Origin of the sequence: Ochrobactrum sp. EDr1-4 (assembly GCF_049199085.1) — a bacterium.
Taxonomy (GTDB): Bacteria; Pseudomonadota; Alphaproteobacteria; order Rhizobiales; family Rhizobiaceae; genus Brucella.
Map to the genome: position 1 here is coordinate 1 of NZ_JBLZOF010000043.1, position 286 is coordinate 286.

Here is a 286-nt window from a genome sequence, read left to right on the forward strand (position 1 = left end):
CGCCATTGGTTGAGGTTGCAGTTGGCGAAGACGGTGTCACGCTGACAATTACCGGTGAGCCTGGTGCAACGGCAACGATCACCGCAGCGGATGGTTCGCCACTTGGCACGGTTGTTCTTGATGGTGACGGAGCAGGCTCGATCCTTCTTGATCCGCTCAATGCACAGGATGTGACCGTCACGCAGACAGATGTTGCAGGCAATGTCTCGGATGCGGCTGTCGTTCCGGTTCCAGATACCCTGGCACCTGATGCGCCATTGGTTGAGGTTGCAGTTGGCGAAGACGG

1 protein-coding gene is annotated in these 286 nt (G+C 57.7%); it reads left to right on the forward strand.

Annotated features, from left to right (window positions below):
- Window positions 1-286 (forward strand): Ig-like domain-containing protein (locus ACOZHT_RS24460; protein WP_421567131.1); only part of this gene is annotated, 286 nt, incomplete at both ends.